At 69.5% G+C, this 26,913-nt stretch carries 23 protein-coding genes; 5 read left to right on the top strand and 18 right to left on the bottom strand.

Annotated features, from left to right (window positions below):
* Positions 1–35 precede the first annotated feature (35 nt).
* Positions 36–2,225: an ATP-dependent Clp protease ATP-binding subunit gene (locus tag CXY81_RS05960; RefSeq protein WP_104194296.1), complete on the top strand. Its 2,190-nt coding sequence runs from the start codon at positions 36–38 to the stop codon at positions 2,223–2,225.
* A 103-nt stretch (positions 2,226–2,328) separates the two neighbouring features.
* Positions 2,329–3,375 (top strand): zinc-dependent alcohol dehydrogenase family protein, encoded by a 1,047-nt coding sequence (locus CXY81_RS05955; RefSeq protein ID WP_104194295.1) that lies wholly within the window; start codon positions 2,329–2,331, stop codon positions 3,373–3,375.
* Here CXY81_RS05955 and CXY81_RS05950 read toward each other — a convergent pair.
* The 8 genes from CXY81_RS05950 to CXY81_RS05915 form a co-directional block, all read right to left on the bottom strand.
* Entirely contained in the window at positions 3,353–4,867 is a 1,515-nt protein-coding gene (locus CXY81_RS05950) for an NAD(P)/FAD-dependent oxidoreductase (protein ID WP_104194306.1), read from the bottom strand. The genes CXY81_RS05955 and CXY81_RS05950 overlap by 23 nt on opposite strands.
* Before the next feature lie 93 nt (positions 4,868–4,960).
* The gene (locus CXY81_RS05945; RefSeq protein ID WP_104194294.1) at positions 4,961–5,614 is read right to left on the bottom strand and encodes a nitroreductase family protein; all 654 of its coding nucleotides are present in this window, start codon (positions 5,612–5,614) and stop codon (positions 4,961–4,963) included.
* A gap of 186 nt (positions 5,615–5,800) precedes the next feature.
* Positions 5,801–7,492 (bottom strand): long-chain-fatty-acid--CoA ligase, encoded by a 1,692-nt coding sequence (locus CXY81_RS05940; RefSeq protein ID WP_104194293.1) that lies wholly within the window; start codon positions 7,490–7,492, stop codon positions 5,801–5,803.
* Positions 7,489–8,577, bottom strand: coding sequence for a low specificity L-threonine aldolase (locus CXY81_RS05935; RefSeq protein WP_104170714.1), 1,089 nt, complete (start codon positions 8,575–8,577; stop codon positions 7,489–7,491). The genes CXY81_RS05940 and CXY81_RS05935 overlap by 4 nt, the downstream gene beginning before the upstream one ends.
* Before the next feature lie 164 nt (positions 8,578–8,741).
* Positions 8,742–9,779 carry an ABC transporter permease gene (locus tag CXY81_RS05930; RefSeq protein ID WP_104194305.1) on the bottom strand — a complete coding sequence of 346 codons (1,038 nt, stop codon included), beginning with the start codon at positions 9,777–9,779 and terminating at the stop codon, positions 8,742–8,744.
* A 116-nt stretch (positions 9,780–9,895) separates the two neighbouring features.
* A complete protein-coding gene (locus CXY81_RS05925; RefSeq protein ID WP_104170734.1) occupies positions 9,896–10,780 on the bottom strand; it encodes an ABC transporter ATP-binding protein in 885 nt (294 codons plus the stop codon).
* A gap of 58 nt (positions 10,781–10,838) precedes the next feature.
* Positions 10,839–11,510 carry an SDR family NAD(P)-dependent oxidoreductase gene (locus CXY81_RS05920; RefSeq protein ID WP_233194016.1) on the bottom strand — a complete coding sequence of 224 codons (672 nt, stop codon included), beginning with the start codon at positions 11,508–11,510 and terminating at the stop codon, positions 10,839–10,841.
* Positions 11,503–12,900 (bottom strand): DUF6421 family protein, encoded by a 1,398-nt coding sequence (locus CXY81_RS05915; RefSeq protein WP_104194291.1) that lies wholly within the window; start codon positions 12,898–12,900, stop codon positions 11,503–11,505. Before CXY81_RS05915 ends, CXY81_RS05920 begins: the two co-directional genes overlap by 8 nt.
* 442 nt (positions 12,901–13,342) lie before the next feature.
* On the opposite strand from CXY81_RS05915, the gene CXY81_RS05910 reads away from it, so the two are divergent.
* On the top strand, positions 13,343–13,723 hold the full coding sequence (locus tag CXY81_RS05910; RefSeq protein ID WP_104194290.1) for a DUF1622 domain-containing protein: 381 nt from the start codon (positions 13,343–13,345) through the stop codon (positions 13,721–13,723).
* 59 nt (positions 13,724–13,782) lie between these two features.
* Here CXY81_RS05910 and CXY81_RS05905 read toward each other — a convergent pair whose 3' ends face one another.
* A complete protein-coding gene (locus CXY81_RS05905) occupies positions 13,783–15,021 on the bottom strand; it encodes a class I SAM-dependent methyltransferase (RefSeq protein ID WP_104194289.1) in 1,239 nt (412 codons plus the stop codon).
* Positions 15,022–15,099: 78 nt separating this feature from the next.
* Positions 15,100–16,092 carry an LLM class F420-dependent oxidoreductase gene (locus tag CXY81_RS05900; protein ID WP_104194288.1) on the bottom strand — a complete coding sequence of 331 codons (993 nt, stop codon included), beginning with the start codon at positions 16,090–16,092 and terminating at the stop codon, positions 15,100–15,102.
* Between the two features lie 86 nt (positions 16,093–16,178).
* Between CXY81_RS05900 and CXY81_RS05895 the strand changes: the two genes are divergently transcribed.
* Complete coding sequence (locus tag CXY81_RS05895) at positions 16,179–17,345, top strand: glycerate kinase (protein ID WP_104194304.1); 1,167 nt, start codon at positions 16,179–16,181, stop codon at positions 17,343–17,345.
* Positions 17,346–17,411: 66 nt separating this feature from the next.
* On the opposite strand, the gene CXY81_RS05890 is transcribed toward CXY81_RS05895, so the two are convergent.
* From CXY81_RS05890 to CXY81_RS05865, 6 genes are all read right to left on the bottom strand, one after another.
* Positions 17,412–18,224 carry a 2,3-diphosphoglycerate-dependent phosphoglycerate mutase gene (locus CXY81_RS05890; protein ID WP_233194015.1) on the bottom strand — a complete coding sequence of 271 codons (813 nt, stop codon included), beginning with the start codon at positions 18,222–18,224 and terminating at the stop codon, positions 17,412–17,414.
* Positions 18,225–18,391: 167 nt separating this feature from the next.
* A complete protein-coding gene (locus tag CXY81_RS05885) occupies positions 18,392–18,961 on the bottom strand; it encodes a hypothetical protein (protein WP_104194286.1) in 570 nt (189 codons plus the stop codon).
* An 83-nt stretch (positions 18,962–19,044) separates the two neighbouring features.
* Entirely contained in the window at positions 19,045–21,132 is a 2,088-nt protein-coding gene (gene acs / locus CXY81_RS05880; RefSeq protein ID WP_233194014.1) for an acetate--CoA ligase, read from the bottom strand.
* Positions 21,123–22,028: an ABC transporter permease gene (locus CXY81_RS05875; RefSeq protein WP_104194285.1), complete on the bottom strand. Its 906-nt coding sequence runs from the start codon at positions 22,026–22,028 to the stop codon at positions 21,123–21,125. The genes acs and CXY81_RS05875 overlap by 10 nt, the downstream gene beginning before the upstream one ends.
* A 118-nt stretch (positions 22,029–22,146) precedes the next feature.
* Positions 22,147–23,205 carry an aliphatic sulfonate ABC transporter substrate-binding protein gene (locus CXY81_RS05870; protein WP_104194284.1) on the bottom strand — a complete coding sequence of 353 codons (1,059 nt, stop codon included), beginning with the start codon at positions 23,203–23,205 and terminating at the stop codon, positions 22,147–22,149.
* A 95-nt stretch (positions 23,206–23,300) separates the two neighbouring features.
* Entirely contained in the window at positions 23,301–24,251 is a 951-nt protein-coding gene (locus CXY81_RS05865) for an ABC transporter ATP-binding protein (protein ID WP_104194283.1), read from the bottom strand.
* Positions 24,252–24,372: 121 nt separating this feature from the next.
* Here CXY81_RS05865 and CXY81_RS05860 point away from each other — a divergent pair, with 121 nt between their 5' ends.
* The gene (locus tag CXY81_RS05860; RefSeq protein WP_104170704.1) at positions 24,373–25,209 is read left to right on the top strand and encodes an SDR family NAD(P)-dependent oxidoreductase; all 837 of its coding nucleotides are present in this window, start codon (positions 24,373–24,375) and stop codon (positions 25,207–25,209) included.
* Between the two features lie 103 nt (positions 25,210–25,312).
* Here the strand turns inward: CXY81_RS05860 and CXY81_RS17210 are convergent, their stop codons facing one another.
* Together CXY81_RS17210 and CXY81_RS17205 are read right to left on the bottom strand one after the other, a co-directional pair.
* A complete protein-coding gene (locus CXY81_RS17210; protein ID WP_255408681.1) occupies positions 25,313–25,879 on the bottom strand; it encodes a hypothetical protein in 567 nt (188 codons plus the stop codon).
* Positions 25,867–26,766, bottom strand: a complete 900-nt coding sequence (locus CXY81_RS17205; protein WP_104194281.1) for a DUF222 domain-containing protein — start codon at positions 26,764–26,766, stop codon at positions 25,867–25,869. Before CXY81_RS17205 ends, CXY81_RS17210 begins: the two co-directional genes overlap by 13 nt.
* Positions 26,767–26,913: the final 147 nt, after the last annotated feature.

Below are 26,913 nucleotides of genomic sequence, written 5' to 3'. Positions count from 1 at the left end.
CGGCGCGAGCGGCCGGCCCGAGAGAGGATCTTCCGATGCAAGCAGGTCAGCAACCGCCCCAGGAAGAAGCGAAGACGGCGTTGGAGCAGTACGGCGTCAACCTCACCGAGATCGCCCGGACCGGCAAGCTTGACCCGGTGATCGGGCGGGACGCGGAGATTCGGCGGGTCAGTCAGGTGCTCACCCGCCGCACCAAGAACAACCCGGTGCTGATCGGTGAACCCGGCGTGGGCAAGACCGCCGTTGTGGAGGGACTGGCCCAGCGCATCGTGGCCGGCGATGTGGCCGACTCCCTCAAGGGCAAGCAGCTGGTCTCCCTCGACCTGGCGGCCCTGGTGGCGGGGGCCAAGTACCGCGGCGAGTTCGAGGAGCGGCTCAAGGCCGTGCTCAAGGAAATCAACGACGCGCAGGGGCAGATCATTACCTTCGTCGACGAGCTGCACACCCTGATGGGTGCCGGCGGCGGCGAAGGGTCCGTGGCGGCCTCCAACATGCTCAAGCCCATGCTCGCCCGCGGCGAGCTGCGCCTGATCGGTGCGACCACTCTCAACGAGTACCGCGAATTCATCGAGAAGGATGCCGCCCTCGAGCGCCGGTTCCAACCGGTGCTGGTCGACGAGCCCAGTGCGGAAGACACCGTGGCCATCCTGCGCGGGCTCAAGGAGCGCTACGAGGCCCACCATAAGGTGTCGATCGCGGACTCGGCGCTGGTGGCCGCGGCCTCCCTCTCCAACCGGTACATCACCGCCCGCCAGCTGCCGGACAAGGCCATCGACCTGATCGACGAGGCGGCCAGCCGGCTGCGGATGGAGATCGACTCCGCTCCCGTGGAAATCGACGAACTGCGTCGCAGGGTGCAGAGGCTGGAGTTGGAAGAGCTCGCGCTGAAAAAAGAGAAGGACGACGCCTCTAAGGCTCGCCTGGGGAAGTTGCGTGCTGACCTTGCCGAATACACGGTGGCCCTTGCTGAACTGCAGGACCGCTGGGACAAGGAGCGTTCCTCGCTCAACCGGATCGGCGATCTGAGGAAGCGCTTGGTGAGCACCCGCAGCCAGGCCGAGGTGGCCGAGCGCGAGGGCAACCTGGAGAAGGCTTCCAGGCTGCTGTACGGCGACATCCCGGTGATCGAACGGGAACTCGCCGAAGCGGAGCAGACCGAGCAGGATGGGCCGCGGATGGTCGGTGACCAGGTCACCGCGGAGGACATCGCCGCCGTGGTCGCGATGTGGACCGGCATTCCGGTAGGGCGGCTGCTGCAGGGCGAGACGGAGAAGCTGCTGAACCTCGAGGGTGAGCTCGGGCACCGCCTGGTCGGGCAGAAGCAGGCCGTGCGCGCGGTCGCCGACGCCGTGCGCCGCAGCCGGGCCGGCATCTCCGACCCGGACCGGCCGACCGGTTCGTTCCTCTTCCTCGGGCCGACCGGCGTGGGCAAGACGGAGCTGGCGAAGGCGCTCGCCGAGTTCCTCTTCGACGACGAAAAGGCGATGGTGCGCATCGACATGAGCGAGTACGGGGAAAAGTTTTCCGTGTCCCGTCTGGTCGGGGCACCTCCCGGCTATATCGGCTACGAGCAGGGAGGGCAGCTGACCGAGGCCGTGCGCCGCCGCCCGTATTCGGTGATTTTGTTCGACGAGGTTGAGAAGGCTCATCCGGAGGTCTTCGATGTCTTGCTGCAGGTGCTCGACGACGGCCGGCTCACGGATGGCCAGGGCCGCACCGTGGACTTCCGCAACACGATCCTGGTGCTGACCTCGAACCTCGGGTCGGCGTTCCTGATCGACCCGGTGCTCAGCCGGGACGAGAAGGAGGTGGCCGTGCAGGCACTCGTGCGCAAGACGTTCAAGCCCGAGTTCGTCAACCGTCTCGACGACATCGTCGTGTTCGAATCGCTGTCGATGGCGGACCTCGGCCAGATCGTCGGGCTGCTCGTCGACCGGCTGGAGAAGCGGCTGATCGAGCGGCGGCTCGAGCTGGGCGTGACCCCGGATGCCCGCACGTGGCTGGCGGAACGCGGCTACGACCCGATCTACGGTGCGCGCCCGCTGAGGCGGCTGATGCAGACCGAGATCGACGACAGGTTGGCGACCGCGATCCTGTCGGGCGCCGTGCGGGACGGCGAGACGGTGCGGGTGGATCTGGCGCCGGACGGGGAATCGCTCAGCGTCGCATCCGCCCCGGTGCTGGTCGTGGACCCGGCCGACCTCGACGACGACGCGCTGCTGTAGCTCTGTCCGTCGCCGGATTTCGCGTCCAGCGGAATTCGGCGGGAATACGACGGAACGGGCCCCTGCCCCGGTGACGGTCAGGGGGCTGGCATAGGGTCGAAGCATGCGTGCAACAGTGATTTACGGGGAACGGGACATCCGCCTCGAAAAAGTATCCGATCCGATTCTCTCCACCGGCGGTGACGCCATCGTGCGCGTCGTCGCAGCCTGCGTCTGCGGCTCAGATCTCTGGCCCTACCGCGGCATCCAGCCCACCGAGGAGCCGAAACGAATCGGCCACGAGTTCGTCGGTATCGTCGAGGAAATCGGCGCCGACGTCAGCCGGGTCAAGGTCGGCGACTTCGTCATCGCGCCGTTCTACGACTGCGATAACACCTGCATCAACTGCCAGAACGGCACCAGCACCTCCTGCCTGAACGGCGGCTGGTGGGGCTCGGACGACCAGCTCGGCGGCTTCGCCGACGGCGCCCAGGGCGAGAAAGTGCGCGTGCCGCACGCCGACGGGTCGCTCGTTGCGACGCCGACCCTGCCCACCGACGCCCAGGTTCCCGGTCTCCTGACCCTCGCCGACGTCATGGGCACCGGCCACCACGCCGCGGTCTCCGCCGGTGTGACCGCGGGCAGCACGGTCGTCGTCGTCGGCGACGGCGCGGTCGGCCTCTGCGCCATCATCGCGGCCAAGCGGCTCGGGGCCTCCCGGATCGTGGCCATGTCGCGTCACCCCGAACGGCAGCTCGTGGCCCGCGAGTTCGGCGCGACCGAGATCGTCGAGGAGCGCGGCGAGGCCGGCGTGGCCCGCATCCGTGAGCTGTTCGACGGCATCGGCGCGGACTGCGTGCTCGAGTGCGTCGGCACCAAGGAGTCGATGGAGCAGGCCATCGCGTCGGCCCGTCCCGGCGGAATGGTCGGCTACGTGGGCGTGCCCACCGGCGGACCGATCGAGGTTCGCCCGCTGTTCGGGCGGAACGTGGGCCTGAACGGCGGCGTCGCATCCGTGCGCGGCTACGTCGAAGAGTTGCTGCCGGAAGTGCTCTCGGGTGCTATCAACCCCGGGCGCGTTTTCGACCTGCAGCTGCCGCTGGCCGAGGTCGCCGAGGCCTACGCCGCCATGGACGAGCGCCGCGCCATCAAGGTGATGCTGCTTCCGTAGGCACGGAGATCACATGTGTCGGGACGGGAATCTCGACGGGCTCGATCACCGCGACTGGCAGGATCACCGCGACGGGCAGGATCACCGCGGCCGGCTTCGGTGCTTCCAGCAGTAGTCGACGGGCCGTGAGGCCGATGACGGCACTGTAGGTGGGGTAGGCGAAGCGCACCCGGGCCAGAGTGGCGACGTCGACGCCGGCGGCCATCGCCGTCGTCACGGATTGGATCACTTCGACCGCGTTCTCCCCGGTGGCATGGGCGCCGAGGATCAGCTCCCGCCGCCGGTCGGCGATCAGCTTGAGGAAGCCGGGTTCCCGGCCGTCGATCACAGCGCGGTCGAGTTCGGCGTAGGGCACTGTCGCGACGACGCAGTGCGGGTCGCGAGCCCTGGCCTCCTCCTCGGTGAAGCCCACGCCCGCGTAGTCGGGGTCGGTGAAACCGCCGGCCGGGAGCAGGTGGTGCGGCGTTCTGCGATTGGCGCCCAGCACCGCGTTCTCGGCCGCGGCCTCGCCCTCGAATTGGGCCGCCTGTACGAGCATGTCCCGGCCGTTCGCGTCGCCGACCGCGAAAATATGGGGGACGACACTCCGGAAGTACTGGTCCACCGGGATGGCGGAACGTTCGATGGTGATGCCAGCCCGGTCGAGCCCGAGGTCGTCGACATCCGCCGGCCAACCGGTGGACATAATGACGGCGTCGAAGGCGGAAGACTGTTCCGTTCCTTTTTCGCGCCAGGACAGGGTGAGGGTTCCGTCGGCGTCCTGCTCGATCGCCGTCACCGCTTCAATGCCCGTGTGCACGGCCACGCCCTGCTCGCGGAACGCCGCCGAGACCGTGGCGGAGATGTCGGAATCCGACGCCATCAGGATGCGCGGTGCCACATCGAGCACGGTCACGTCGGAGCCGAAGGAGCTGAACACCGTGACCAATTGGGCGCCGGTGTTTCCGGCGCCGATCACGGCCACCCGTCGGGGCAGCGACGGCAGCTTCAGAATGTCTTCCGGGACCGTCGCCAAGTGCGCCCCCGGCACGGCGAGTCGCCGAGAATGCCCGCCGACGCAGACCAGGAACGTGGCGGCGGTGAGGATGCGGCCGGTGTCCAGGACCACGGAATGCGGGTCGATGAATCGCGCCCGACCTTCCAGAACCAGTTCGACTCCGGCGGCCACGAACCTCTCGGCCTCGCTCTTGATCGAGCGCACCTTGTTCACCCGCGACTGCACCCGGTCTCCCATGGTGGCCCAGTCGATGCCGGGGTCGTTGACTACGATCCCATAGGTATCTGCCGCGCGCACCTCGCGCATCAGGCGCGCCGCCTTGGCGAGCACCCTCGTCGGCACGCACCCCGTGTTCACGCAGGTCCCGCCGAGCTGGTCGGCCTCCGCCACGGCGACCCGGGCTCCCAGTTCGGCGGCACGGAGCGCCGCGGCCGTTCCCGCCGGCCCCGCGCCGATGACGACGACATCAAAGTGATTAGGGGTGTGTTCGGTCATCGTGGTCTCCACCGGTGTTCACTGCTGGGAGCAGCCGGGCGCGTTGCCGGGAAAAATAGTCGAGGTCTGTTTTTACCTGACGGGGCTGTGGAGTTACTGTGTCGCGGCGGGCTCTTGCTGCTGGTTGTTGACCAGTCGTTGACCAGTCGTTGACCAGTCGTTGACCAGGAGAAGCTCGACGAGAGGCTTGCGGGTGCGCGGGGCGGACTCGCGTTCGAGCAGCTCGGGGGAGAGCAGGGAGACGTCGCCGAGCACGCCGAGGGCGGTGATGGAAACGGTGGCCTGGTCCTCGGCGAGCCCGAAGGCCAGGGCGAGGGCGGTGCCGTCGAAGCCGCCGAGCTGGTGGGTGTGCAGTCCCTCGTGCCGGGCTTGGATCGTCAGATGGGCGACGGCCTGACCCAGGTCGTAGCGGGCCCACGGGTTCTCGCGGGTCACGTCGATCGGCAGGGTGGCGACGTTGACGATCAGCACGGAGGCGGCATCCGCCCACGCCTTGTTGAAGCCCATCAGCGTCTCATGGATCTTCGCGAAGCTGTTCGAGCCTCGGCGGGCGACGATGAAGCGGGCCGGCTGCATATTGCTGGCCGAGGGAGCCCAACGGGCGGCCTCGAGCACGGTGGTCAGAGTGGCTTCGTCGACGAGGGCCGTCGGGTAGAAGCCGCGGGGGCTCCAGCGCCCGGCGAGCACGGGGAGGAGGGGCGACGCCGTGCGGGCGGCGCGGCTGAGGGTGTTGGTGATGAGGTTCATAGGCCCATCTTTCTCCGGAGTCTGGCTGGGATGGCGGGGCAACGCTGACCCATCCACTCCAACGCGGGCGGAGGCACACTATTCCGCTACGACCTGCCGCTGCGGTATACGCATCGCCAAAGCATCTCACGAGCGGGTAAGCGTCGGAATGCGGCGTCGAAACCGACGCTCTACCCGCTCTCGCGGCTACTCCTTGATCAAGCCGGCTCGCACCTCGCGGCGCAGCACCTTGCCGATCAGCGACCGGGGCAGCTCGTCGACCTCCACGACGGTGCGGGGCACCTTGTAGGCGGAGAGCCGGGTGCGGCAATACGTGCGGATGGCGTCGACGTCGAGGGTGGCCCCCGCCGCCAACACGACGGCGGCGGCGACGTCTTCGCCGCCGTTCGCGCTCGGCAGCCCGACGACGGCGGCATCGGCGACATCCGGATGCGACAAAAGAGCGGCCTCGACCTCGGAGGGCGCCACATTGAAGCCGCCGGTGATGATGAGTTCCTTGATACGGTCGACGACCGTGACGAAGCCGTCGGAGGAGACGCGGACGATGTCGCCGGTGCGCAGCCAGCCTCCGTCGAGAAGCGTCTTGGCGGTCTCGGTCGGCTGGTCCCAGTAGCCGGAAGAGACCTGTGGGCCACGGATGAGTAGCTCACCTTCCTCTTCGATCCCGCGGTTCACGGTCGGGTCGTCCGGGTCCACCACGCGGATCTCGGTGCTCGGGAACGGCACGCCCACCGTGCCGGGGCGCCGGCTCGGGCCCATCGGGTTGCCGACGGCGATCGGCGAGGCCTCGGTCATGCCGTAGCCCTCGACCAACAGCCCGCCGGTGGCGGCCTCCCAGCGTTCCACGATCGACACCGGCAGGCTCATCGCGCCCGAGATGGCGTAACGGATGCTGCGCAGGCTTACATTCTTCGCCGTCGCCGCCATAACGAGCCGGTCGTAGATCGGCGGGACGGCCGGCATGAATGTGGGTGGGGTGCGCCGGGCCGCATCGAGCAGCAGTCCCTCGTCGAACTTGGGGAACAGCACGAGCCGGGCGCCGGTGGCCATCGCGAACGTCAGACAGAGGGTCAAGCCGTAGGCGTGGAACATGGGCAGGACCGCGTAGAAGACCTCCTCGCCAAGGCGCAGCCCCTGCACCCAGGCCTCGCCCTGCAGGGCGTTCGAGCGCAGGTTGAAGTGGCTGAGGATGGCACCCTTCGGGGTGCCGGTGGTGCCGCTGGTGTATTGGAGCGCGGCGGTGTCGGTGACCTTCGGGCGCGGGTGGCCGGGGCGCAGCTTGCGTGAGCCGACGATGCCGGACCAGGTGAAGGCATCCTTGCCCAGCGGGCCCGAGGTCAGGGCGTCTCGCGACTCGCGGGCTTTAGCGATCGGCAGCTTGAGCAGGAGCCGCTTGGCGAGCGGCATCGCTTCCGTCAGGTTCACCGCGATCACGGTGCGCAGGCCCAGGTCGGCGGGGAAATCGGTGACGGTCTGGTAGATCTTGTCCCAGACGATGGCGACGCGGGCGCCGTGGTCTTCGAACTGGTGTCGGAGTTCGCGTTCGGTGTAGAGCGGGTTGTGCTCGACGACGATCGCGCCCAGGCGTAGCACGGCGTAGAAAGCCACCACGTGCTGAGGGCAGTTCGGCAGCACAAGGGCCACCCGGTCGCCGGGTTTGACGCCGAGGCGCAGGAGGCCGTTTGCGGCCCGAGAGATCTGCTCGCCGAGCTCGGCGTAGGTGGTGGTGGCGCCGAAGAAGTCGAGGGCCACGCTGGGGCCGAACCGGCGCGCCGAGGTCTCGATCATGTCGGAGAGCGTGTCGGTCGGTTCCTGGATGGTACTCGGAACGCCGGGGGCGTAGGAGCCGAGCCAGGGTTTATTCTCGAAGACGTTCATCGGGCGGCCAGTTCTCTGATCAGGGCCGCGACGAATGCGTCGATGTCGGCCTCCTCGGTGTCGAAGCCGCACATCCAGCGCACCTCGTTGGTCGCGGGGTCCCAATCGTAGAACCGGAAGTGCCCGCGCAGGCGATCGGCCACGCCGGGGGGCAGGATCGCGAAGATCGCGTTGGCCTGGGTGTTCTGGGTGAAGGACAAGCCCTCGATCTCGCCGGCGGCGATACCGGTCTCGAGGGCGTGGCGCATCCGTGTGGCCATGGCGTTGGCGTGGCCGGCGTTTCGCTGCCAGAGGTCGCCGCCGAGCAGCGCGATCAGCTGGGCCGAGATGAAGCGCATCTTCGAGGCCAGCTGCATGTTCAGTTTGCGCAGGTAGAGCAGGCCCGCGGATGCCTCAGGGTTCAGGACCACGACGCACTCGCCGTACATCATGCCGTTCTTGGTGCCGCCGAAGCTGAGCACGTCGACGCCGGCGTCACGGGTGAAGGTGCGGAACGGCAGGCCCAGCGAGGTGGCGGCGTTGGACAGGCGGGCGCCGTCCATGTGCAGCTTCATGCCGTGGGCGTGTGCGTGGTCGGCGATGGCCCGCACCTCGTCGACCGTGTACGCGGTGCCGAGCTCGGTGGTCTGGGTGATCGACACCACGAGCGGTTGGGCGCGGTGTTCGTCGCCCCAGCCCCAGGCCTGCTGGTCGATCAGTGCGGGGGTGAGTTTGCCGTCGAGGGTGTCGACGGTGAGGAGCTTGATGCCGGCCACCTTTTCGGGGGCGCCCGCCTCATCCGTGTTGATATGAGCGGTGGATGCGCAGATCACGGCGCCCCAGCGCGGCAGCATCGACTGCAGGCCGATCACATTGGCGCCGGTGCCGTTGAAGACCGGGAAGGCTTCGACGCCCGCGCCGAAGTGTTCGGTGAAGACCTGCTGCAGCCGGGCAGTGTAGACGTCTTCGCCGTAGGCGATCTGGTGCGCGCCGTTTGCGGCGACGATCGCCTCGAGAATCTCGGGGTGCACCCCGGAGTAGTTGTCGGAGGCGAACCCGCGCGAAGAAAGGTCATGGAGTTGAGTCACCCCTCCATCTTCGCGCATCCGTCTGCTCCGCTTCTGTGCGCTCGGTGTGCGAATTCGACGGAGATTTTGCGTTGAAACGGTGATTTCGGGCCGAAACCGGCCCGTGGGAGCAAAATCACCGTCGAATTGGTTCGGGGCCGGGTTCGGGTTCGGGGCCGGGATCGGGCTGGCGGGGCGGCAGGTCAGCCGCGCAGGGCCTGGCGAAACGTAACGCGGGCGCCCATCCGCAGCAGGGAGTTCGAGTAGATGCGGGAGCCCAGCAGGATGACCACGGCCGTCGAGGCGAGCAGGATGGCCAGCGAGAGCAGCGGCTCCCACCAGGCGGCCGTGCCGAGGAAGATGCGCATCGGCATGCCGACCGGGGCCGAGAACGGGATGTAGGACATGACGGCGAGCACGGTGGGGTTGTCGTTGAAGAAGATCACCAGGAAATAGGGAATCATCACGAGGAACAGCACGGGCGAGGTGGCCGAGCCCACGTCTTCCTGGCGGGAGACCATCGACGCGGTCGCGGCGAACAGCGCCGCAAGCATGACGAAGCCGAACGCGAAGAACACGGCGAACCAGACGATCGACGGCCCCACGGTGCCCAGCAACCCGAACTGGCCGGTCGTGGCCATGCCGATCGCCACCAGCAGGCCGATCGCCACGATCTGCCCGAAGGCCATGATGCTATTGCCCACCACCTTGCCGCCGAGCAGGGCGCGCACCGGGATGGTGGTCATCAGGATCTCGACGACCCGGGTCTGCTTCTCCTCGACGACGCTCTGCGCGATGGTCGAGCCGAACGTGATCGCCGACATGAAGAAGACCAGCCCGAAGCCCAGGGAGACGAGGTAGACCAGGCCACCGCTCTGCCGCGATGTCGGCTCGAGCAGGCTCACCGTGGGGGTGACGCTCAGGGCCGCGAGCACACCCACCGGCGGGGAGTCGAGGGCGATGACGCGCACGCCGAGCAGGGCATCCGCCCGGGTGGACGGAACGACCGCCGCGGAGACGGTGCCGTCCCGCACCAGGGACTCGGCAGCGCCGACGTCATCGGCCTTCACCATCGTGAACGACTCGGTCTGCTCGACGACCTGAGCGGCGGACCCCACGACGGCCACCTTCGGCATGGTCAGGTTCTGACTCGCAATGCTGCCGGCGACGACGGAACCGATCGAGATGAGCAGCAGGATGCCGGTCGAGATCAGGAAGGCCTTGCTGCGCAGCCGGGCCATGATCTCGCGGGTCGCGACAAGCCACACACTCCGGGCGAAGCTCGGCGCCGGATACCGGGGGCGAACCTGCGGGCGTCCGATGTGTGGCGTGCCGGCGCGGTCGTTCCAGATGGTGCTCACTGCACGATCTCCTTGAAGATGGTGGCGAGGCTGGGCCGCTGCTGGCTGAACTGTGTCACCGGGGCCCGGGTGAGGGCCTGGCGCAGAACGGACTGGCTGGCGGCATCCGTTTCGGCTTCGAACACGGCGACACCCCCGGAGAGGTCGAGCACGGAGATGCCGGGCACGGCGTGGATCCACTCAGCGTCGGCCGCGGTGCGCAATTCGAACCGGGGGCTGCTGTGCTGCTCGCGCAGCCGCTCTCGGGGGCCGTTGGCCCGGATCTCGCCGTCGGCGATGATGACGACGTCGTCGCAGAGGCGCTCGACGATGTCGAGCTGGTGCGAGGAGAACAGCACCGGCGCGCCCTGGGCGGCGAAGCCGGAAAGCACGCTCATGACCACTTCCACCGCGAGCGGGTCAAGGCCGGAGAACGGTTCGTCGAGCACGAGGAACTCCGGGTCGTGCACGAGCGCGGCCGCGATCTGGGCGCGCTGCTGGTTGCCGAGCGAGAGAGACTGCACCAGGTCACCGGCCCGCTCGCCGAGGCCGAGCCGGTCGAGCAACTCGGCGGTGTTGCGGCGGGCGGATGCCGGGCCCAACCCGTGCAGGCGGGCCAGGTAGACGAGATGCTCGCCCACCTTCATCTTCGGGTAGAGGCCGCGCTCCTCCGGCATGTAGCCGAAGCGGCGGCGGTCGTCGCTGGTCAGCGGAACGCCGTCTTGCAGCACGGTGCCGGAGTCGGCCGACAGCACCCCCAGGATGATCCGCATGGTGGTTGTCTTGCCGGCGCCGTTCGCGCCGACGAAGCCGGTAAGGCGTCCGCTCTCGACGCCGAAACTCACGTCGGTCAGCACCTGCCGGGTGCCATAACGCTTGTTTATGGTCCTGATGTCGAGCATGCCCACCCCTCTGTAGCCTGGTTCCACGCTAGCGCGCCGCGGGGTGCCGCCGTCGGGTTCAGGGGGCCAAAAGCACGCGAGAAGTGTTGACGGATGCCGCCGACGCGTCCCACAGGCCGACCACCGCGGTCGCAAGTTCGGTTTCCAGCCCGGCGAGGGCACGCACGACGAAGATGACCGCCGCGGCATCCGTGCCTGCTTTCGCGAAGCCCTGGCCGACCGCGCGGGTCCAGGTTTCGGCGGCGGCCTTCGCGGCGGCGTAGTTCGCGCCGCCCGGGGCCGGCTTGTCGACCGACACCGACGACACGATCGCCAGGCGCCCGGCCGGCGAGGCCAGCAGGTCGTCGTTGAACGCGCGGGTGGTGTTGCGCAGCGTGGCGACGACGTGCGCGTGCAGGAAATCCCAGTCCCCGTCGGACTGGCCGGCCAGCCCGCCGCCGCCGCGCCAGCCGCCGACCATGTGGATCAGGCCGTCGATCGGACCGTGCTCGCCGTGCACGGCGTCGGCCAGGGCCGTGACCTGGGCGAAGTCGCCGAGGTCGCAGACATAGGTTGCGGCACCGGGAACCTCGGCGCGGAAGCCGTGCAGGCGCTCGGCGTTGGTGCCGACCGCGATCACGTGCGCGCCGGCATCCGTCAGCGCGGTGGCCACGGCGCGGCCGGCCGCGCTGGTCGCACCGGCGATGAGCACGGTGCGACCAGCGACGGCCCTGCCTGCGGTATCAGTCACGCCCGGTGAGCCCGGCCGTCGACTCGATCACGGGCTTCATCTTCTTGTCGAGCGCCTCGAAGAACATCGACAGCGGGAACTCGTCGTCCAGAACGAGGTCGGTGTAGCCCTTCGGTGCGCCGGCAAGCACGTCCAGCGGCAGGCCGCGAGCCCACTGCGACGCCGGGTTCGGCGTGAGCGTCTCCGCGATCATGTCGTAGGCGGCCAGCCAGTGGGCCTTCTTCGGCCGGTCGATCGACGCCCAGTAGAGGTCGTCGATTCGCTTGCCCAGCGCGATGACCACGTCGGGCACGGCTTCCCAGTCGAAGGTGAGCCGGGTGTCGGTCCAGTGCAGCACGTGGTGCTGGTGCATCCACGCGAAGAGCAACTGCCCGCCCAGCCCGTCGTAGTTCCGCACCCGGGTGCCGCTGATCGAGAATCGGAAGATCCGGTCGAAGATCACGGCGTACTGCACGAGTTTCGCGTGCCGGCGCGCTTCCGGGCTGGCGTTCTCGTCGCGTTCGATCGTGACCGATTCGCGGAACGCGGTCAGGTCGCAGCGCAGTTCCTCCAGGGAGTAGAGGAAGAACGGCATTCGCTGCTTGATCATGAACGGGTCGAACGGAAGGTCGCCGCGCATGTGCGTGCGGTCGTGGATGAGGTCCCACATGACGAAGGTTTCCTCGGTCAGGTGCTGGTCGTCGAGCAGCGCCGCCGCATCGGCAGGCAGTTCGAGACGCGTGATCTCGGCGGCCGCGCGCACGACCCGGCGGAACCGGGCAGCTTCGCGGTCGGCGAAGATCGCACCCCAGGTGAAGGAGGGGATCTGGCGCATGGCGACGGTCTCGGGGAATAAAACGGCCGAGTTGGTGTCGTAGCCGGGCGTGAAATCGAGGAAACGGATCGGCATGAACAGCTCGTTCGTGTACTCCTGCTCGAGCTCGTCGATGAATTCCGGCCAGATCACCTCGATCAGCACGGCCTCGACAAAGCGGTTCGCGCTGCCGTTCTGCGTGTACATCGGGAACACGACCAGGTGACGGATGCCGTCGGCCCGCTGCTGCTGCGGCTGGAACGCCATCAGGGAGTCGAAGAAGTCCGGCACGCCGAAGCCCTCGGTGCTCCAGCGGGTGAAGTCCCGGGTCACGGCCGCGAGGTAGGCGGCGTCGTGCGGGAACAGCGGGGCGAGCTCGTCGATGGCGACGGCGATCACGCCGACGTGCGCCGCGGCATCCGCGTGGTCGGCGGCGACGGGGATGGAGCCGTCCTGCGCCTGGCTGGCCTGAAGCGAGGTGGCCGCGGACTTGAGCCGGAGCCAGGCCGGGCATGTGGCCGGGTTGGCGGCGGTGACGGCATCCTCGAGAACCTCGGGCTCACCGACCAGTGCATCGTGCGCAACGTAATTCGACATGGGAACCTCCGTTCTTCGTGAGTGCCGCGGTCGCGGCGGGGTCGTTCGTGGTGGTGCTGGGTGGTGCCGGTGGTGCCATTTGGCGCCACGGTCCAGAGTAGCGGGAGGGTGCGGGCGTTTTCTTGCCATATCTCGCAACGAATCGCCGTGTTCCGACCCTCCGGTCGTCGAAAGCCCCCGTTCCGGTTGAAAGTGCGCGTTGTTCCGGTCACTCTCCGAGAATCGCCCATTGTGCCGAGCGCCCCCTTCCGGCGGCGATTGTGTGCGCACACGGCGCTTTCGGTCTCAGCGGCGCGAGAGGGCGGTGCACGAGCACCGGCTGGCCGGGTCTCGACAGGCTCGACCACCGGATGGCTCGACCACCGGATGGCTCGACCGCGGGGGTGGCCTGCGCTATCGTCGAGGCGACCATGCAGCGACCATGCAGCGAGGAGCGCCGCCGATGAACTTTGACGAGGTGATCTCGGCGGTCGTGCGGATCGTCGAGGCGGCCGGTGCAGCCATCATGGTGCTCGGCGGCGCGGCCGCGATGATCACTGCGGTGCCGACCGCGCTGCGGGCCGACACCCGGCAGCGGGCCTATGAGAAGTTGCGCCGCAATCTGGGCCGGGCCATCCTGCTCGGGCTCGAAGTGCTGATCATCGCCGATATCATCCGCACGATTCTGGTGGATCCGACCCCGCAGAGCGTGCTGGTGCTCGGCGCGATCGTGGTGATCCGGGTGCTGCTGAGCTTCTCGCTTGAGGTGGAGATGGACGGCATCTGGCCCTGGTCCCGCTGGCGCCTCGCCGCGAACAAGGGCGGCACGCCGAACCTCAAGTAGCGCTCGAAACGACACGTTCGAGGGGTGGGCGCCGCCGCGCACCCCTTAAACCTGACGGTTCACCGAACGGCGTCGGGCGCGTCGGGGGCATCGTTAGTCGACTGGGCCGGCGGAGAGACGGCCCGCAACCGCCAGAGCGACGTCACTTCCTTCGACCGGGCGGCGTGCAGGGGATCGGACGCGTCGGCGGCGCGGCCGTGCACGGGTTTGGCGTCCAGGCGGGCGACGACCTCGAGGCCCGCGTCCTCGATCAGGTCGAGGAGTTCGCCGCGGGAGCGCAACCCGAGGTGCTCGGCGATGTCGGAGAGCACGAGCCAGCCCTCCCCGGCCGACTGGAGGTGGTCGGCCAGCCCGGCCAGGAAGCCCCGCAACATCCGGCTGTCGGGGTCGTAGACGGCGAAGTCGGTGGCGGTGACGGCGGACGCGGGAATCCACGGCGGGTTGCAGACCACGAGGTCGGCGCGGCCGGCGGGGAACAGATCGGCCTTGATGATCTCGACCGCACCGGCCAGCCCGAGCCGCCCGATGTTCGCGCGCGCGCAGGTCAGCGCCCGTGGCTCCTGGTCGGTGCCGACCACGTGACGGATGCCGCGTCGCGCCAGCACCGCAGCGAGCACCCCGGTGCCCGTGCCGATGTCGAACGCGGTGGCGGCCCCGGCGATCGAGCCGGCCTCAGCCGCAGAACCTCCGGCCCAGGCTGCCGGCAGCGGGGCCGTGTTCACCAGGTCGAGGTATTCGCCGCGCACGGGCGAGAACACCCCGTAGTGCGGGTGGATGCGGGCGCCGAGCGCGGGCACGTCGACCCCGGTCGTGCGCCACTCGTGCGCCCCGATGACGCCGAGGAGCTCGCGCAGAGCGGTGACCGAGGCATCCGTCGCCGGGCCGTAGGTCTCGGTGCAGGCCTGGCGCACGTCGGGCGCGCGGCGGAGCGGAACGGTGTAGTCGGCGTCGAGCGGCACGAGCACCAGGCCGAGCAGCCGGGAGCGGCGCAGCGCCTCGGAGCGGTAGTGCCGGAAAGCGGCGGCCAGGTCGGTGGCGGGCGCGTGCCGGCCGTGGTCGATGCGGCGGGCGAGGGCGCTGAGCAACTGGCGGGCACCCAGGAAATCGCCGCGCCAGAGCATGCCGGTGCCAGCCTTCGCGTGGCGGTAGGAGGCATCCGCGGTCATTGTGTCGTCGGCGATGACGACGCGTTCCGGCGGCGCCCAACCGCTCTCCGAGTGCCAGAGGGCCGACCGGGTCCGCCCGGCCTCCGCCCAGGTGATGCGGGCGGGCGCGGTCGCCGTGTTCGTGCTGGTCATGGGTTCCATCTTTGCGCGGGTGGGGTGGGGTGGGGTGGGCGTGCCGGGGCCGGCGGGAGAGCGCGGGGTGCGGCCCGATCAACGCAACGCGGGCATGACCTCGCGTTCGAAGAGTTCCAGACCCGAGCGGTCGTAGGCGGCCTCCGGGAAGTAATGGATGGCGTAGCCGAGGCCGCGTGCCTTCATGCCGTTCAGGCGCTCGACGACCTGTTCCGGTGTGCCGACGCCCTGCGCCTCGCCGCTGCGGTACTCGGCCATGAATGCCGCCGCGCCCTCCGAACCGAGGTAGGGGGTGACCCGGGCCTCGATGGCGTCGAGACGGTCGGCGACCTCGGCGTCCGTCGCCGCGATCACGGTGTTGTAGTTCGCCGAGCGGGTGATCGCGCCGAAATCGGTGCCTTCCGCCATGCAGTGCGCCTCGAGCAACTCGCTCTTGTGCGAGAAGCCCTCGGGGGAGCCGTCGAAGTTCGTGTAGTTCGCGTACTTCGCCGCGATCTTGAGGGTGACCTTCTCGCCGCCGCCGGCGATCCAGACCGGGATGCCTCCGTCCTGCAGTGGTAGCGGCCGCACGATGGCGCCGTCCACCTGGTAATGCTGTCCGTCGAGGGTGGCCTTTCCGGTGGCCCAGGCCTGGCGCATGATCTGCACGCCCTCGTCGAGGCGTGCGAGGCGCTCGCCGGCGCGCGGGAAGCCATAGCCGTAAGCGCGCCATTCGTGCTCGTACCAGCCGGCGCCGATGCCCATTTCGACGCGTCCGCCGGAGATGATGTCGATGGTCGAGGCGACCTTCGCGAGGTAGGCCGGGTTGCGGTAGCTGATGCAGGTGCACATCTGGCCGAGGCGCACCCGTGTCGTGGTGGCGGCGAACGCGCTCATCAGCGTCCAGGCTTCGTGGGTGGCCTCCTCGCTCGGCACCGGCACGGTGTGGAAGTGGTCGTACACCCAGATCGACTCCCACTCGCCCGCGTCGGCGTGCGCGGCGAGGCCGCTCATGGTCGCCCACTGTTCGACGGGATCGATGTCGACCAGGTCGTGGCGCCAGCCCTGAGGTATGAAGAGTCCGAATCGCATGGTTTCGAGCCTACGCGGGGGTTGCGGATGCTGCGTCCTGCGCCCTGCAGTTGCAGCTGGTGCCCGGGACCGGGAAGATCAACACCATGAAGTTCGTTCTGGCCCCCGACTCGTTCAAGGAATCCATGTCGGCCGCAGAGGCCGCCACGGCCCTGGAGCGCGGCATCCGTTCCGTCTTCCCCGGCGCCGAGTGCGTGCGGGTGCCGATGGCCGACGGCGGCGAGGGCACCGTGAACGCGATGGTTGCCGCCTGTGGCGGCGAGATCGTGGAGACCGAGGTTCAGGATGCCCGCGGACGCCCGGTACTGGCCGCCTACGGCTATGTGGCCGCCGAGCAGCTGGCGATCATCGAGGTTGCGGCGTCGGCCGGCATCCATCTCGTCGCCGCAGCCGACCGGGACGCGCGCACCGCCAGCACGTACGGCGTCGGGCAGCTCATCACCGACGCGCTGGACCGCGGTGCGAGCCGGTTCGTGATCGGGCTGGGCGGCTCGGTGACCAACGACGGAGGGGCTGGCATGCTTCACGCCCTCGGCGCTCGTCTGTTCGATTCCGCCGAACGTGACCTGAACTGCGGGGGAGCGGCGCTTGCGCGGCTCTGCCGGATCGACCTGGAAGGACTCGACCCGCGGGCGCGGTCCGCGTCGTTCGAGATCGCGAGCGATGTCGCCAATCCGCTGCTCGGTCCGGGCGGCGCCACCGCCGTCTTCGGCCCGCAGAAAGGCGCCGATCCGCAGGCCGTGCGGGACCTCGAGGAGGCCCTCACGGTCTTCGCGCGGGTGCTGACCGCGGATTCCGGGCGTTCCGTGGCGGAGCTGCCCGGCGCCGGCGCGGCCGGCGGGCTCGGCGCGGCCTTCCTCGCCTGCTTCGACTCCCGCATGCGGCGGGGCGTCGAGGTGGTGATGGAGGCCGCCCTCCTCGAGCGTCGCCTGAGCGGGGCCGACTTCGTTTTCACCGGCGAGGGCAGCATCGACGGGCAGACCCTGCACGGCAAGACCCCGCTCGGCGTGGCCGAGGCTGCCGCGCGCAACGGTGTGCCCGTGATCGCGTTCGCGGGCCGGGTAGGACCCGGGTCCGAGGTGCTCTATGACCAGGGCTTCGCCGCGCTGGTGCCGATCGTTCAGGAGGTCAGCGACCTCCCGCAGGCACTGACGGATGGCCCGGCGAACCTCGAACGGGCCGCCGCCACGGTGTGCCGTATCCTCGCCCTCGGGCTGTCGGCCGGGGCGGCCCGCGGGGCGCAGACAAGCTAGGCGACGGGAGCCGGAACGTCACGAACGGCTCGAGATCACACGCCCGAGATCACACGCTCGAGATCGTCAGGTACCGCCCTCATTCGCGAGGGTGAGGGCGGCCGCCAGCGCGGTGACGGAGTCGAGGTAGCGGCCGCCGAACGGCACGGGACGCCCCCGGGCGTTGAAACGGTAGACCAACGGCTGTCCGGTGGGCAGGTTCAGGTCGCGGATCTGCCCGTCGGACAGGCCGTCGATCACCGCGCACAGAGCCCGCAGGGAGTTGCCGTGGGCCACCACGAGCACGGTCTCGCCGCAGGCGAGAAGCGGGTCGACGCGCTCGGTGAGGAAGGCATCCACTCGGGTGATGACGTCGCTGAGCGCCTCGGTGCGGTTCAGTGCGGCCGCCGGCAGCGCGCGGAACAGGGCGGTGCCGGCGAACTCGTCGTAGAGCAGGTCGCCCATGGCGGGCGGGGCCTCGGCGACCGAGCGGCGCCAGGCCACGAACTGTTCCTCGCCGAACTCGGCGCGCACATCGTCTTTGGAACGGCCGGTCAGCGCGCCGTAATTGCGTTCGTTCAGTCGCCAGTCGGCGTCGCAGCCGACCGGCGGGCGGGCCAGACCGGCGGCGACTATCGCGGCGGTCTGCCGGGCGCGCGTCAGCGTCGAGGTGAACAGGGTGACAGGTGCTGCAGCGGGTGCGGGTGCCGGTGCCGTGGTCATGGCCGGAGAGCCGGTGCCGGTGGTCGGTGGCCGTTCGCCCGGCAGCGCGAGGTTGAGGAGGACGGTGGCCGTGTGGGCCTCGCGGATCCCCTGATCCGACAGCGGCGCATCCAGAACGCCCGTGAACAGCCCGGCGGCGTTCGCGGTGCTCTGGCCGTGCCGCAGCACGATTAACACCCCCGTTTCACGCACGGTGACCAGCCCTGTTCGAGTCTCAGCCGGCGGATGCCTCAGCCGTCGCGGATCTTCCGCCGCGAATCCTCAGGCTACAGCCCCGCAGTGACCACCGCCCGGCGGGGAGTGGCCGGGTTGAGCGGGAGCGACTCTCGCGGGAGGGGGTGGGCTCAGAAGCCGAAATCGCCGCCGCCGAAATCGCCGCCGCCGGAGTCGCCGCCGGAACCCGCGTCGCCGCCGGAATCGCCGCCGGAGTCGCCGGAACCGGAGTCGGCGCCCGAGGCATCCGCGCCGCCGGAGTCCATGGGCAGGAAGGCGCTCATCAGCGTCGACGCGATGACATAGCCCGCCACGGTGCCGAGCAGGGAGCTGCCGACCATGCTGCCGAAGCTCGGCCCGCCCTGGCCTTGGTTGCCGAAGGCGCGGGTGAGGGTGCCGGGCTGGCGCAGCTCCGCCCGGGTGGCCGCCTGGGCCAGTGTTGCCGGTTCGGCGTTCGCCGGGCGCTCGCTGGCGTTGGCGTTCTCGCTCAGCTGGCGGAACAGCAGGTCGCGTTGCTCATCGTTCAGTTTGCTGAAGGCCTCCGCGTGCACCTGCTCGATCGTCTCGGGCGGTGCCGTGCGCAGTAGGTACTGATAGCGATCGACGGCGATCTCGTCGTCGGTGCGCTGCGGTGCGGCCGCGCGTCGCTGCTGTTCCGGCTGCTGGGGCTCGGTTCCGAAGAGGCGGTCGAAGAATCCCATGGTGTGCTCCTCTGGCTCGGGTGGTCTGGGGCGTTGGTCCCTACGATTCCACCCGTCGCTGGGTAGGTGCTGGAACCGTGCGCTCAGCGCTGCCGCGCGGCCGCCACGATCACGGCGATGCGGCCCGGAACCGAGTCGTCCTGGAGCGCAGTCACGTCGCCGAGCGCACGACCGGCCACGATATCGCCGAGGAGGCGGCGCATGATCTTGCCCGAGCGGGTCTTGGGCAGGTCAGGCACAACGAACACCTCCTGCGGCCGGGCGACGACCCCGATGGCCTGTGTGACGTGCGCGCGCAGCAGCGGCTCGAGGGTGCCCCGGGCGACCAGCCAGACCGCGGGGTCGCCCAGGTTGCCGCGCTCGCCGGAACCGCTGGTGGGGCGCGGTGCCGCGGCCGGGATCACGAAGGCCGCGATGGCCTCGCCTGTTCTCGCATCCGTCACGCCGACGACGCCGGCCTCGCCGACCAGCGGATGTGCGACGAGCGCCGACTCTATCTCGATCGTCGACAAGCGGTGCCCGGACACGTTGATGACGTCGTCGACGCGGCCGAGGAGCCAGATGTCGCCGTCGTCGTCGTATTTCGCGCCGTCGCCGGAGAAGAAGAAGCCCTGCTTCGCGAACCGGGCCCAGTAGGAGTCGCGGTAGCGCTCGGGGTCGCCCCAGACGGTGCGGGCCATGCCTGGCCAGGTGCCCTCGATCACGAGGTAGCCGCCGGAGCCGAACGGCACCGGCCGGCCGTGGTCGTCGACGACGTGGGTCGTCAGGCCCGGCAGGGCGCGCAGGGCCGAACCGGGCTTGAGCGTGCTGACGCCCGGTAGCGGCGCCATCACGGCGGCGCCGGTCTCAGACTGCCACCAGGTGTCCACGATGGGGGCGCTGCCGGCGCCGATGTTCTCGCGGAACCACACCCAGGCCTCCGGGTTGATGGCCTCGCCGACCGACCCGAGCAGACGGATGCTGGACAGGTCGAACTCGCTCGGCAGCCCCTCCGGGAACCACGTCATCAACGTGCGGATGAGTGTTGGCGCCGTGTAATAGGTGGTCACCCCGTAGCGCTCGATGATCTCGAGGTGCCGGCCCGGATGCGGGGTGTTCGGCGTTCCCTCGTAGATCACCGAGGTGGTGCCGTTGGAGAGCGGCCCGTAGTGCACATAGCTGTGAGCGGTAACCCAGGCCAGGTCGGCCGTGCACCAGTGCACGTCGTCGTCCTTGACGTCGAAGACGGCCCAGTGGCTCCAGGAGGTGTGCGTGAGGTACCCGCCGCTGGTGTGCACGAGCCCCTTCGGAGTACCCGTCGTGCCCGAGGTGTAGATGATGAACAGCGGGGTCTCCGCGTCGAAGTACGCGGGTTCGTGCACGGGGGAGGCGAGGTCGACGCTGTCGTGCCACCAGACATCCCGGCCCGGCGTGAAGGGGATGTCGGGGGTCAGGTCGCCGGTGCGGCGCACCACGAGCACGTGCTCGATCGAGTCCACGCCCGCGACGGCCTCGTCGGCCGCGGCCTTGACCGGCACGGCCTGACCCCGGCGGAACTGGCCGTCGGTGGTCACGAGCAGCTTCGCGCCGGTGTCCTCGACCCGGAACCGTAGCGCCTCGGCGGAGAAGCCGCCGAAGACGAGCGAGTGCACGGCGCCGAGGCGCGCGATGGCGAGGGTGATGATGATGGTTTCGAGGATCACCGGCAGGTAGAGCACGACCCGGTCGCCTGGCACGATGCCGAGGTCGGTAAGCGTGTTGGCGGCGCGGTTCACCGCGCGTTCGAGTTCGGCATAGGTGATCGTTCGGCGGTCGCCGGGCTCTCCCTCGAAGTAGAAGGCGACCTTGTCGCCCTTGCCGGCGGCCACGTGCCGGTCGACGCAGTTGACGGCCACGTTGAGCTTGCCGCCCGCGAACCACTCGGCGCGGGGAATGGAGAGCACGCCGTTGGCGTCCGCCCTGGCGGGCTGCCAGGTGTGGTCGGTGTGCCACGGCTCGGCCCAGTCGAGGCGGTTGGCCTGCTCGGCCCAGAACGCGATCGGATCGGCGGCGGCCCGGTCCCACCAGGTGGCGTCGACGTTGGCCTGCGCCGCGAAGGCGGCCGGGGCCGGGTAGCGCCGGGTTTCGGTCAGGAGATTACGGATGGTGGCGCTCGCCGGATCGAGCGGGGCCGGCATCGGCGTCAGCCCCATTTGCGGTTCGCCCAGCGCTCGAAGAGGCCAACGGCGGCATCCGTCAGCTTGCCGAGGATGGCGAGCAGGATGATGGCGAGCAGGATGCGGTCGATGCGGCCGTTGTTCTGGGAGTCGATCAGCAGGAAGCCCAGTCCCATCGAGGAGGCGATCAGCTCGGCGGCCACGAGGAACAGCCAGGCCTGGGCCAGAGCCAGCCGCAGCCCGGAAACCACGGCGGGGATCACCGCGGGCAGCTGCACGGCCGTGAACAGGCGCGCCCCGCGCAGGCCGAACGCGCGGCCCGCCTCCACGAGCTGACGGTCGACGTGCCGCAGCGCCGCCGACACGGTCGTGTAAACGGGGAAGAAGGCGCCGATGGCGATCAGGGTGAGCTTGGACTCCTCGCCGATCTTCAGCCAGAGGATGAGCAGGGGAACCCAGGCGAGCGACGGCACCGCCCGGATGGCGCCGAGGGTAGGGGCGAACAGTACGTCGGCGGCCCGGGACAGGCCGACCAGGGCGCCCAGGGCGATGCCCAGGGCGGCGCCGACGGCGAAACCGATGAGCACCCGCTGGGTGGAGATCGCCGCGTACTGGCCGAGCAGCCCGCTCGCGAACAGGTCGACGCCGGCCTGCCAGACCATCGCGGGGGAGGGCAGTTGGGCCATCGTGAACACGCCGAGCGCGGTGGTGAGCTGCCAGGCCGCGAGGATCAGGACCGGCAGGACCGCTCCGCCGCCGAGGGCGATCCAGCCGCGCGAGGCGAGCGGCCGGCGCGGGGCACGCGCCGTGCGGGCGGCGGGGGCGGATGCAGCGAATGCGAATGCGGTGGCGGCGGCGGTGGCGTCGGGCACGGTCCGGGCCGACGTGCGCGGCAGCGTGCGGGGCAGTGTGCGGGGCACAGTCTCGGTCATGGTCGCGTCCTCTCGGTGGGTGGCGCTGGTGGGGCCGGGGTGCTGGGTGCAGGGGGTGCTGGTGGTGCGGGTGTCCGGGGCGGTTGCCCGCCCCGGACGGCGCTACGGTGGTTCCTGATTACTCCGTGACGACCGACGGGTCGGCCTTCGTGGCGAAGCTGTCGTTGACGATCGTGTCGAGGGCGTCGTCGATCTGGCTCTGCGCTGCCACGTCACCGGCGGCGACGAAGGTCGGGCCGATCTTCTTAAGCACCGTGAGCTGGGCCTTGCCGGGCACGTTGTCCACGTCGAGGTTGGAGCGCTCGGTGATCACCGTGGTGGCCACGGCGAGGTCGAGGCCCGAGACGCCGGCCAGGATCTCGGCGGTCTGGTTGGGGTTCTCCAGCGCCCAGGCGCGGGCGTGCTCGTAGACGTCGACGACGGTCTGGGCCACATCGGGCTTCTCGGTCAGGAAGCTTTCGGTGGCGTTGAGGAACCCGTAGCTGTTGAAGTCGACGTTGCGGTAGAGCAGCTCCGCGCCGGCAGCCTCGGCACCGGCCATGATCGGGTCGAGTCCGGCCCAGGCGTCGACCGAGCCATTCTGGAGGGCAGCCCAGCCGTCGGCGTGCTGCAGGTTCTGCACGGTCACGTCGTCGAGGGTGAGTCCGGCCTCCTCCAGAGACTGGAGCAGGAAGAAGTAGGGGTCGGTGCCCTTGGTGGCGGCGATCTGCTTGCCCTTGAGATCGGCGATGTCGGTGATCGCGGAGTCGCCCGGAACGACGAGGGCCGCCCACTCGGGCTGCGAGAAGATGTCGATGACCTGGATCGGCGAGCCGTTCGAGCGGAACAGCAGCGCAGCCGAGCCGGCGGTGGAACCCACGTCGATGGCATTGGCGCGCAGTGCCTCGTTGGCCTTGTTGGAGCCGGCCGACTGCACCCAGTTCACGGCGATGTCCTGGTCGCTGAGGGCATCCTCGAGCCAGCCCTGGTCCTTGATCACCAGGCTGAGCGGGTTGTAGGTGGCGAAGTCGATGTTGAGGGTGCCGCCGGTGGTGACGGTGGCCTTACCCGCTTCGGCGGCCTCGGCCGGCTCGGCGACCGGCTGGTTTTCACCCGCGACGCAGCCGGTGAGCAGCAGGGCGGCGGCGGTTGCGACGGCAAGGAGCGCGATTCGTGTGGTGGAGCGGTGCTGTGTCATCGGGATCTCTCAGTTGATTGGGCAGCGGATGCTGCACCCGGTGTGGGAAAGCGGTGGTGAAAGCAGTGCGGTGGTGAAGTGGTGAGGCAGAAAAGTCAGTAGGGGAAGGCCGGGATGGTAGAGGTCACGGCGAGCCCGCGTGCCTCGCCGTGGCGGTCGATGCCGAGCCCGGCGAGAAGTCGTCCGCGCAGTTCGGCGAGTTCCGCCGAGCCGCGGTCGCGGGGGCGGGCCCCGGGAACGGTGAGTTCCTGCACGATGGTCGCGCCGGCGCGGGTGTCGTTGTCGGGCCGGCCGAGCAGGATGATCCGGTCGGCCAATTGCAGCGCCTCGTCGACGTCGTGCGTGACCAGGAGGACCGTCGTCGGCGCCTGGGCGTGCACGTCGAGCAGGAGGTCCTGCATCTTCAGGCGGGTGAGCGCGTCGAGGGCACCGAACGGTTCGTCGAGCAGCAGAACGCCCGGGTTGCGGGCCAACGCCCGGGCGAGGGAGGCACGCTGCGCCATCCCGCCGGAGATGGCCTGGGGGCGGTGGCCGGCGAACGCGGCCAGACCGACCAGCTCGATCAGTTCGGCGACGCGGGCGCGGCCGGCGGCCCGCGGGGTGCCGCGGGGCAGTCCCAGTGCGATGTTCTCGGTGACGGTGCGCCAGGGCAGCAGGCGCGGCTCCTGAAATCCGACCGCGCAGCGCGGGTCGATGCCGGCGACGGGCGAGCCGTCGATTCTCACCTGGCCGGTGGTCGGGGAGTCGAGGCCGCCCGCGATGCGGAGCAGAGTGGACTTGCCGCATCCGCTCGTGCCCAGAATCGCCAGCACCTCGCCGGGCCGCACCGTGAGGGAAACGTCGCGGAGCACCGGGGGTAGGGCGGTGGCCCCGCGGGTCGTGGCGGGGGCGAACGTGCGGCCGATCGCCTCGAACTCGACTGTGCAGGCCGAGTTTCCGGTCGTGGTCGTGGTCGTGGCCGTGGTTCTGGCCGTGGTTCTGGACGCCGCGCCGCGCACGGACGCCGGATCGGCGAACGCCTCGTGTGGTGCGGCGCGGTGCGGCATGGGCGGCTTTCGGTCGAGGGAAGGGAAGAGTTGCTTGACGTTAGCCGAGGGCAGACGGATGCTGCTGGGCCGGCCGCAACCCGACGTAACACGCGGCGCTTCTTCTTGGGATGATGGGGCCATGACTCGAACCGTTTCCGGGGCCCGTGTGCTCATTACCGGTGCCGCCAGCGGCATGGGCCGCCTCTATGCCGAGCGGGCCGTCGCCGAGGGCGCGAAGGCCGTGATCCTCTGGGACCGGGACGCCGGGGCGCTGACCCGTGCGGCCGGCATCCTCGGCGATCGGGCCGGCGAGGGCACGCTCGTTGTCCCGTATGTCGTGGACATCGCCGACCTCGGCGCGATCGCCCAGACCGCCCAGCGGGTGCGCACGGAGGTCGGCGACCCGGACATCGTGATCAACAACGCCGGCATCGTGCGCGGAGCCTTCTTCTGGGAGCACGACAACGGCGCGGACACGCGGCCGACCATGCAGATCAACGCGCTCGCGCCGATGTACATCGCCCGGGAGTTCCTCCCGGCGATGATGGCCAATCGCGGTCGTGCGTCGCGCATCGTGAACATCGCGTCGGCGGCCGGGATGCTCTCGAACCCCCGGATGAGCGTCTATGCGGCGTCGAAGGCGGCCCTGATCGGGTGGGGCGACTCGCTGCGTCTGGAGCTCAAGCAGCAACGGTTCGGGCACGTGAAGGTCACGACCGTCTGCCCCAGCTACATCTCGACCGGGATGTTCGAGGGTGCCCGCGGTCCGCTGCTGACGCCGGTGCTGACGCCGGAATACGTGGTCGAACGGGTCTGGCAGGCGATGCTCGCGGGCAAGCCCATGCTCACCATGCCGTGGACGGTCGTGCTCTCGAAGGTGGTCCGCGGTCTGCTGCCGCTGCCCCTGTGGGACGTCGTCGCGGGTCGCGTCTTCGGTGTCTACGGCTCCATGGACAAATTCACCGGTCGCCCCTGACCCGAGCCCCGGTGGTCGAGCCTGCCGAGACCCGGCGACCCGCCCTCCCGAGGTTCCCACGACGCTGGTCGAGCCTGTCAAGACCCGGGACCAGAGCCACGCCCTACAGCCCCACCGCCTTGCTCGGCAGTGCGATCAGTGTCTGCTCCGGATCGTTTTCCACCGGTGGCCGGAGCCAATACTGGGTTTCGGTGCGGGTGATCTTCCAGTGCTGGTTGTGCAGCAGCAGGTGGTGCGGGTGGCAGAGCAGCACTCCGTCGGCGAGGTTGGTGTCTCCGCTGTCTGTGAGCCATTCGTTGATGTGGTGGGCTTCGCTCCAGGCCGGTGATCGGTCGCAGCCGACCCAGAGGCATCCGCCGTCGCGCACTCCCATCGCGGCGCGCTGTGCCTCCGTGAAGAGTCGTTCGTCACGGCCGACGTCGATGATCTGGCCGATGTCGTCGAACTTGATGCCGCGGGTGCCGGTGTCGCAGAGCAACCGGTCGATGGTTTCCTGCGAGATGGGGACCGGGTTGCCCTCGATCTGCCCGTGAGCGGCGGGTTCGGCGGCACCCGGCTCGCCGGTCTCAGCCGTGAGAGCCTTCTCGGTCACGATCACGCGCACCGCCGGGCGGCGTCCGCCGAAGACCCGGCCGGGGTCGGCTTCGCCGGCGATCTTCAGCAGCTGCACGAGGGAGTCCGCGTTGATCTGCTCGGTGCTGCGCGGGTCGTCTGCATTTTCTTTGCCCAGGCGGCGCGCTCCGGGTCGACGAAGCGCACTCCGCCGCGGCGGGGTCCGGTGATGGAGTCGAAGGTGGAGAGCACGAACTCGCCGTCTTCGGGGGCGAAGAGCCCGTTCAGGCGCACGTTGCCATTGCTCAGCCGGTAGACCTTCAGGTAGCGGTCGTCGTGGGCCTGCTTCTCCCGGGCGGCGATGCCGGCCTCATCGAGCCGGTCGCGCATCCGGCGGGCCCGTTTGAAGACCTCGTCGGCATTCAACGTTGACGCCTCGGTGAGGAGCGCCGCGAGGGCCACCCGGAGCTTCTCCGCGGTGACTGCCGCGTCGATCTGGCCGAGCCCGGCCCGGATCGACTCGGCCGCGTCAACCGAAAGCGTGCCGGCGGTCACGGCCCGGGCGATCGGGGCCTGCCACGGCACCCTCGCAACAAACGCCGCGACGTCGACAGCATCGGCGTCGGCGTCGGGCGTCGAGAGCGTCGAGAGCGCCTCTTCGACCAGCTTGTCGGCCGCCTCGGTGTCGGCCATCATCGTGCCGACCGCGACCAGCTTGTACGCGTCACCTGTGGATGAGCCGGTCCAGTTCTGGATCAGAGCCTCGGGCGAGAGGAACCCCTGCTGCGCGGCCAGCCCCGAGTGGCCGAGTTCCGGGCGGGACCGTTCGGCGATGGTTGCGGCCATCAACGCGGCATAGGTGTCGAGCAGACGGCGCGCGCAGGCGATCCGCTTCTGGCCGGCCAAAGCCTCGGCGTCGGGAAGAGCCGCGAGGTCGGCGCTCGAGGAGCCCAGCAGGGCGACAGCGTCGGCCGCCTGCCTGAGGTCATCCGCGAGGTTCGTCATGTTATGAGGATACCTTAAGGGGCACATGTAGGCGAGTGTCACTCACTTTTTGTGGATAGCAGTTTCGTATCTTTGTCCAGAAGCACGGCCGACAGGTCCGCTATCGGAAGGCCTGTGACTTTCGGATGGACCCGTCCGAGTTCTAGC

It is taken from the genome of Cryobacterium sp. M25 (genome assembly GCF_002929635.1).
In the GTDB taxonomy this organism is placed as follows: Bacteria; Actinomycetota; Actinomycetes; order Actinomycetales; family Microbacteriaceae; genus Cryobacterium; species Cryobacterium sandaracinum.
This window is presented reverse-complemented; position numbering and strand designations above follow the sequence as displayed.